Origin of the sequence: Cellulomonas sp. GbtcB1 (genome assembly GCF_019091725.1) — a bacterium.
Classification (GTDB): Bacteria; Actinomycetota; Actinomycetes; order Actinomycetales; family Cellulomonadaceae; genus Cellulomonas.
Window position 1 is genome coordinate 1 of sequence record NZ_JAGXJG010000090.1, and the last position, 8,152, is coordinate 8,152.

Below are 8,152 nucleotides of genomic sequence, written 5' to 3' on the forward strand. Positions count from 1 at the left end.
GGCGGGCGCGGGCTCCGCGGCGGCCGGGACCGCCTCCGCCGGCGCGGCGGGCGCGGGCGACGCCGCCTGCTCCGTGGGCGCGGGCGACGCGGCCTGCTCCGCCGGCGGCACCGCACCACGGCTCCAGCCGTCCCGCAGCGGGTCGGTCGGCAGCTCCCCGCCGTACCAGTCCTCGATGAGCGCCCGCGCGATCGACGTCCCCGGGGGCAGCACGACCGAACCGGACTCCACCTCGGCGCGCAGCGTCTCCCGGTCGAACCAGCGCGCGGCGCGCAGCTCGTCGCCGTCGACGGTGATCTCGGTGGACAGCGCCCGGGCGCGGAAGCCCAGCATCAGCGACGCGGGGAACGGCCACGGCTGGCTGCCCCGGTACTCGACCTCGCCGACGACGACGGCGGTCTCCTCGCGCGCCTCCCGGCGGATCGCGTGCTCGACGGACTCGCCCGGCTCGACGAAGCCCGCGAGCGTCGAGAACCGGTGCGTCGGCCACGCGGCCGAGTTCGCGAGCAGCAGCCGGTCGTCCTCGTCGACGACCGCCATGATCACGGCGGGGTCCGTCCGCGGGTAGTGGTCCGACCCGTCGACCGGGCAGCGGCGCACCCAGCCGCTCGACACCGGCTGGGTCTCGGCACCGCACCGCGGGCAGCGCGGGTAGCGGACGTGCCACTCGTAGAGCGCGACGGCGGCCGTCGCGAGGCCGGCGTCCCGCGCCGACAGCTCGCCGCCGACCTCGCGCAGCGCGGTCCACTCGTCGCCCGCGGGCAGCGCCGCGGTCCCGCCCTCGGGCACGTGGTGCGCCAGGTAGGCGGGGCCGTCGGGCCGGGTCTCGCCGGGCGCGACCCCGGGGACGCGGTCGGCGTCGTCGTAGCCGAGGAACGCCCACCGCTCCGCCAGCGACGAGCTGGGCGCCCGCAGCGCCGCCTCCTGCGGGGTGTAGAGCGCCAGGGCAGGGCGGCGGCCGCGGCGGCGGGTCACGACCCGGCCGCCGGAGACCAGTAGCACGCGGGTGGAGGCGTCGTCGAGCAGCGCGGGCAGCAGGTCCTCGTCACCGCGGAGGTCCGCGGCCCGGTCCGTGACCGTCCGCGACAGAGGGAGGTCGGAGGCGAACACGTCGCCACCGTACGCGTCGCGCGCGCCGGTCGCAGTCGACGGCCGACCGCAGGCCGTGCGACCCGCGCCACGTCCCCCGGGCGACCGCGCGGTGACACGCCCGGCGCCGCGCGGACCGGCCCCGGGCGCGCCGGGGTCCTACCCTGGGACGGTGCGTTCTCCCCTTGCTCTCGCCGCTCTCGCGACCGTCGCCGTCCCGGGCTTCGACGCCCGCGAGGTGCGGGCCGCCGCGGCCGCGGGGGACGACGACGTCGCCCTGGTGACCGACGGGCAGCGCCGGCACTGGGTGGTGCGCGCGCCGCGGAACGCCGCCGCGGGAGCCGCGCTCGAGGCCGAGCTGGTGCTGCTCGGCGCGCTCGGGGACCACGTCGACGCCGGGAAGCTGCCGTTCGACGTGCCGCGGGTCGCGGGCGCCGCGCCGCTCGAGGAGGGCGGCCGCGTGGTCGTGCACCGCGAGCTGCCGGGCCGCCCGGTCGACCTGGAGCGCGTCGCCCCCGGCCCCGGGATCGCCGCCTCGCTCGGCCGGTCCATCGCGGCGCTGCACGAGCTGCCCGTGGCGCTCGTCGAGGACGCGGGGCTGCCGGTGTACGACGCGGCCGCCTACCGCGCACGCCGGCTCGCGGAGGTCGACGAGGCCGCCCGCACCGGCCGGGTGCCCGCCACGCTGCTGCGGCGCTGGGAAGAGCGGCTGGAGGACGTCGCGGTGTGGAAGTTCGCGCCCGTCGTCGTGCACGGCGACCTGTCGGCCGACCACGTGCTCGTCGCCGACGGCGCGGTCACCGGCGTGACGTCCTGGGGCGAGGCCAAGGTGGCCGACCCCGCGGACGACCTCGCGTGGCTGCTCGTCGCCGCGCCGCAGGACTCGGTCGACTCGATCATGGAGGCGTACCAGCTGCGCCGCACCGAGCTCACCGACCCGCACCTCGCGGACCGCGCGCTGCTCGCGGGCGAGCTCGCGCTGGCGCGCTGGCTGCTCTACGGGGTGCGGTCCGGCGACGACGAGGTGGTCGCGGACGCGGTCCAGATGCTTGACGAGCTGGACGAGCAGACCCGCGACGTCGCGGAGCCGGGCGCGGCCCCGCTCTGACGCCGGCTCCGGCGGCGGCGCGGCGCAGTGCGCGTGCGCGTGAGGTGTGAGGTGTGAGGTCGTCACTTCCGCCCGAGGTCGCCGGTTGCGCCACCCCTCCGGCGGCCGGAACCGACGACCTCGGCCGGCGCCGGCCGGGCGAGGTCGTCACCTGTTTCCGCCGACCTCGCGCGGCCCGGCCGCGGCACGCCCCGCGCGGCGCGTCAGGTCCGCGGGCCGTCCGTGGCCGCGAGGAGCAGGCGCTCGATCTCGTCCGCACCCAGCAGGCGCGCCGGGCGGACCGTGCGGCTCGCGCCGACGTAGCAGAAGGCCGCGCTCACCCGGTCGAGCGGGGTGCCCGTCCACCGGGACCACGCGAGCCGGTAGACCGCGAGCTGCAGCTCACGCACCGCCGTGGCGTCCGGGTCTGTCGGCGGGGCACCGGTCTTCCAGTCGACGACGACCACCGCGTCCCGGTCGCCCGGGCGGTCGGGGTCGCGGAACACCGCGTCGATCCGGGAGCGCAGCACGTAGCCGGCGACGGTCGTCTCGACGTCGACCTCGACCGCGACCGGCTCCAGCGCGGCCCAGGGGGTCGCGAGGAACGCGGCGCGCAGCGCGGCCTCGTCGGCGTCGACCGGGACGGAGTCGTCGTCGGCGCCGGGCAGGTCGTCGAGGTCGACCAGCGCCGGCGACCCGAAGAACCCCTCGACCCACGCGTGGAACTGGGTGCCGCGCCGGGCCTGCGGCGACGGGCGGTTCGGCACCGGCCGGCGCAGCGCCCGGGCGAACTCGCCGCTGTCGGCGGCCAGCCGGACCACGGCGGACGCGGACAGGTGCGCGGGCAGCTCGACCTCCGGCCGCGGCCGGGACTCCAGCGCGCGCTCGGCGAGCAGCAGGTCGACCGTGCGGTCCCACGCCGTCCGGCGCGCCGCGCCGTCGCCGCCCGCTCCGCCGTCGCCGCCCGTCGCGCCCCCTGCGGCCGCCGCGCGTTCGTCCAGAGCCGCCCGCACCGCCGCCGCGGCCGCCTCGACCGCGGCTCGCCGCACCGGGCCGCCCTCGGCCTCGCCGCCGAACGGGTCGGCCGGCCACACCGCGCCCGCCGCCTCCTGCGTCCGCGGGTTCTCCGTGCCCTCGTCGGGCAGGTCGGCCCAGCCGGCGACCCGCGCCAGCCCGGCGTCGACCACCTCGGTGAGGAACAGCGACGGCGGCCGCACCCGCAACCCGTCGCCCCACCACGCGCCGGTCAGCAGCAGCGCGGCGCGCGCCCGGGTGAACGCCACGTAGGCGAGCCGGCGCTCCTCGGCGACCTGGTGGTCACCCGCGTCCAGCAGGAACTGCTTGCGCCGCTCCTCCAGGTCCTTCGGGTCCGCGGCGCCGGCGTAGGCGAGGTCGGGCAGGTCGTGCCGGTCGCCGCGCAGCGGGTACGGCAGCTCGCCCAGGCCGGTGAGCCAGGCGGAGTCGGTCGGGCCGTTCGGGCCCTGGGTGCGGGTCGCGGGCAGCCCGCCGTCGACCAGGCCGGCCACGGCGACCGCGTCCCACTCCAGCCCCTTGGCCGCGTGCACCGTGATGAGCTGGACGGCGTCGGGGTCCGGCTCGGCGACCGGCATGTCGAGGCCGTGCTCGTGCGCGTCCGCCGACTCCAGCCAGGCGAGGAACCCGCCGAGGGTCGGGTCGTCGGTCGCGTCGGCGTACCGGACCGCGACCTCGCGGAACGCGTCGAGGTGCGCGCGGGCCCGGCCCGGGGCGACGCCCGCGCGGGACGCGACCTCGATGTCCAGGCCCCACAGCCGCTCGGCGTGCGCGACCAGCTCCGGGAGCGACAGGTAGGTGTGCTGCCGGACCGCGCGCAGCACCTCGCCGACGGCCGTGACCCGGGCCAGTCCGGTCGGGGTGAGGCCACGGCCGGACGGGCTCCGCCAGCCGGGCGGGGGCGGGGAGTCGACCGCGTCGACGATGCTGCGCTCGTCCACGACGTCGGCCACGACCGGGGCGGGCTCGGCGGCGCCCGACGCCCCCGCCGCCGACGCCGCCCGGTCCCGCGCCACGGCCACGGCCGCCCGCGCGTCGAGCCCCCGCGCCAGGTGCGCCGACCAGTCCGCGAGCGCGTGCAGGTCAGCCGCACCGAGCATCGTCCGCGCCCCGGTGAGCAGCCGCATGAGCGCGTCCCCGCGGGACGGGTCGTGCGCCGCCTGCAGGAGCGCCACGACGTCGACCACCTCGGGCGTGTTGAGCAGCCCGCCGAGGCCGACGACCTCCACCGGCAGGCCCGCGGCCCGCAGCGCCCGGTGCAGCACCGGGAACTGCGCGCGCTTGCGGCACAGCACCGCCGCCGTGACCCGCGCCCCGCCGGGCGCGGGCGCGCCGCCGTCGACGCCCGGGCCGCCCTCGGGCCGCCAGCGCGCGGCGACGAACTCGGCGACGGCCTGCGCCTCCTCCTCCAGCGTGGGCGCGAGGTGCGCGATCACCTCGCCGGCTCCCGCTCCGGGCCGGGCACCGAGCGTCGGCAGGGCCACGCGCGCCTTCTCCGGGCGGCGCAGGGGCGCGGCGACGTGGTTGGCGGCGTCGAGCACCGCGACGTCGTTCCGCCAGGAGGTCGACAGCGCGTAGACCGCCGCCGGCCGCCGGTCGCCGTCGGCGGCCACGTCCGGGAAGTCGGTCGGGAACCGCTCGAGCCCGCCCGCGCTCGCGCCCCGCCAGCCGTAGATCGACTGGTGCGGGTCGCCGACCGCCGTGACCGGGTGCCCGCCGCCGAACAGCTCCGAGAGCAGGACCAGCTGCGCGTAGGAGGTGTCCTGGTACTCGTCGAGCAGCACGACCCGGAACCGGGCCCGCTCCCCCGCGCCGACCTCGGGCACGTCCCGGGCCAGCCGGGCGGCGATCGCGACCTGGTCGCCGAAGTCGAGGGCGTCCACCGCGCGCTTCCGCTCCCGGTACGCCGCGACGAGGTCGAGCATCCGCTGCCGCTCGCGCAGCGACGCGACGAGCTCGCGCACCTTGGCGTACGGCTGCCGCGGCGGGGTGCCGGGCGGGGTCGCCTCGATGTCGTCGACGATCCCCTCGATGCGGCGGCGCGCCTCGTCGGCGTCGATCAGGTGCTCGTCCAGCGCGCCCGACAGGGTCAGCACCGCCTCGACCACGGTCGACACGGCGGCGGACGAGTCGAGGTCGGCGGTCCACGACTCGACGACCTCGCTCGCCAGCTGCCACTGCGCTGCCTCGCCGAGCAGCCGCGCGGACGGCTCGACGCCGATCCGCAGGCCGTGGTCCCCGACCAGGGACGCCGCGTACGCGTTGTAGGTGGAGATGGTCGGCCGGGCGACGGTGAGCAGCGCCGCCCCGCCGTCGGCCGCGTCCTCGGCGACGGACAGCCCGGGCAGGTGCACGCCCTCGGCCGCCGCGGCGCGCGCGAGGTGCCGCAGGCGGCGGCGGACGCGCTCCGCGAGCTCGCCGGCGGCCTTGCGGGTGAACGTGAGACCGAGGACCTCCTCGGGCGCGACCAGCCCGTTCGCGAGCAGCCAGACGACGCGCGCGGACATGGTCTCGGTCTTGCCCGATCCCGCGCCCGCCACGACGAGCGCGGGGCTCAGGGGCGACTCGATGACCGCGACCTGCTCGTCGGTCGGCGGGTCGCGCCGCAGCAGCCGCGCGATGTCCAGGGCCGAGAGCGTCGCGGCGAGGGCCGGCGCGGTCACCCGACCACCTGCCCGCCCTCGTCGCGCAGCGGGCAGGACCGGCGCACTGGGCAGCGGTCGCACAGGGTGTTCGCGGTCGCGGCGAACGACGAGGCGGCCATCCGCTCCGCCACCTCCTCGATGTGGGTCCGCGCCCAGGACGGGTCGTCCGGGGCGTCCGGGCCGAGCGGGGGCTGCTCGCGCAGCGCGGCCTTGTTCTTGTTGACGTCCGACACGAAGACCAGCTGCGCCCCCGCGCTGACCGCCCCCGGGGTCAGGCCCTCGACCGCGCCGGCGTCCACGGCCAGCTGGTACGCGCCGAGCTGCGGGTTGGTGGTGGCCTCCTGCGCCGACGGCGCCGTCCGGCCGGTCTTCAGGTCGACGACCCGGACCGGCACCGGCGCGCCGTCGGCCCCGCCGTCGGGGTCAGCGGCCGGACCCGGCTCGGCCCGCTCCACCCTGTCCAGCGTCCCGCGGACGACCGCCCGGTCGAGCTCGAGCTCGAACCGCGCCTCGATCGCGAGCGGCTCGCCCGCCTTCTCCAGGTAGTCCGCGAGCCGCCCGACCATCGCCTCCGCGCGCCGCCGCTCCAGCGTCGCGGGCCAGCCGTGCCCGAGCCCGAGCTCCGGCCACCGCCGGTCGAGCTCCGCCATCAGCGCCTCCCGGCCGCCGCGCGGGTGGGTCTGCGCGAGCGCGTGCACGAGCGTGCCGAGCGACTGCCGCGCGCTGCTCGGCGCCGTGCCCCCCGCGGCCTCCAGCGCCCAGCGCAGCGTGCAGGTGCCGGCGGTCTCGATCCGCGACGGCGACACCGGCACCCGCTCGCCCGCGGCCCACAGCGGCGCGTCGCTCGACGGGTCGGCGAGGCCGTGCCACTCCGCGGGGTCGGCGCCCGGGACGCCCTCGTCGGCGAGGCGCGCGAGCACGGCGGCGGCGTCCGCGTCGGGGGCGCCCGCGCGCGCGGACTGCTCCAGCCGGCCGCGCAGCTGCGCCACCAGGCCGCGCAGGTCGAGCGGCGCGGGCGCAGCGGCCCGGCGGGGGTCGTCGTCCTCGTCGTTCGGCTCGACGAGGTCGAGGAACGGCGACGGCTGGTCGTCCTCGTCGGACACCGCGGTCACAAGCAGCACCCGCCGGGCGCGCGACACGGCGACGTGGAAGGAGCGCAGCTCGTCGGCGAGCACCGCGGCCCGGGCGGCGGCGCCGGCCTCGGCCACGGCGTGCGCGCCCGCGGGGGCGGCGTCCGCGCCGGCCGCCCGGCCCGCGCCGCGCCCGGCCAGCACGTCGACCAGCGCCTGCGACCCGAGCAGCGAGTCGCGCAGCCGCAGGTCGGGCCACACGCCCTCCTGCACGCCCGCGACCGCGACGACGTCCCACTCCCGGCCCGCGGCGCCGGCGGGCGTCAGCACGGACACGGCGTCCCGGCGGGCGCGCGCGGCGATCGTGTCGGACGGCAGCTCCTGGGCCTCGACCCACTCGAGGAACGCGGCCGCGCGGGCCTGCGGCGTCCGGTCGACGAAGGTCTCGGCGGCGCGGAACAGGGCCAGCACGGCGTCGAGGTCCCGGTCCGCGCGCGCCCCGCCCGGGCCGCCCGCGAGCGCCGACCGCCGCCACGGCTCGGCCAGGCCCGACGCGTCCCAGATCGCCCAGAGCACGGCCTGCGCGTCCGCGCCCGGCGCCGCGGCCGCCTCCCGGCCCGCCGCGAGGACGGTGGCGATCCGGGCGACGGGCCGGCGCACCACCGGCTGCAGCGCGGCCGCGGCCGCCGGGCTCAGCAGCACCTCGACCAGCAGCTCGTCGCTCGCGCGCCCGCCGCCGAGCGCCACCTCCTCCGCCCGCAGGCTGCGGCGCAGCCGGCGCAGGCCCACCGCGTCCATCCCGCCCAGCGGCGAGCAGCACAGCCGCGCAGCGAGCTCGGCGTCCAGGGCGGAGCCGCCGGCGTCCGGGCCCAGCGCGACGCGCAGGGCGTCGAGCAGCGGGCGCACCGCGGGCTCGTCGCGGAGCGGCACGTCGCTGCCGACGACCGCGACCGGCACCTGCGCGGAGCCGAGCGCGCGGCGCAGCGCGGTGACCTGGCCGCCGGACCGGGCGATCACGGCCATCTCGGCCCAGGGGGTGCCGTCCTCCAGGTGCGCGCGGCGCAGGGCGTGGGCGACCCAGGCGGCCTCCTGCGCCGGGCTGGGCAGCACCGCGGCCCGGAGCACGTCGCGCGGGACGGCGTCGTGGCCGGCCGACGACGCACCCGTGCCGCCCGGGGCCGGCGCGCGTCCCGCCTCGCCGCCCTGCGTCGGCACGCCCCCGGCCGGGC

The 8,152-nt window shown here is 79.3% G+C and carries 4 protein-coding genes; 1 reads left to right on the forward strand and 3 read right to left on the reverse strand.

Annotation, left to right across the window (positions count from 1 at the left end; all coding sequences use genetic code 11):
• On the reverse strand, positions 1 to 1,110 hold a 1,110-nt coding region (gene nudC / locus KVT14_RS19340; RefSeq protein ID WP_217617151.1), incomplete at its 3' end, for an NAD(+) diphosphatase.
• 151 nt (positions 1,111 to 1,261) lie between these two features.
• Here nudC and KVT14_RS19345 point away from each other — a divergent pair.
• On the forward strand, positions 1,262 to 2,197 hold the full coding sequence (locus KVT14_RS19345) for a phosphotransferase (protein ID WP_217617152.1): 936 nt from the start codon (positions 1,262 to 1,264) through the stop codon (positions 2,195 to 2,197).
• A 203-nt stretch (positions 2,198 to 2,400) separates the two neighbouring features.
• Here the strand turns inward: KVT14_RS19345 and KVT14_RS19350 are convergent, their stop codons facing one another.
• Positions 2,401 to 5,871, reverse strand: coding sequence for an ATP-dependent DNA helicase (locus KVT14_RS19350; RefSeq protein ID WP_217617153.1), 3,471 nt, complete (start codon positions 5,869 to 5,871; stop codon positions 2,401 to 2,403).
• The coding region (locus KVT14_RS19355) for a UrvD/REP family ATP-dependent DNA helicase (RefSeq protein WP_217617154.1) at positions 5,868 to 8,152 on the reverse strand (2,285 nt) is incomplete at its 5' end. The genes KVT14_RS19355 and KVT14_RS19350, both read right to left, overlap by 4 nt.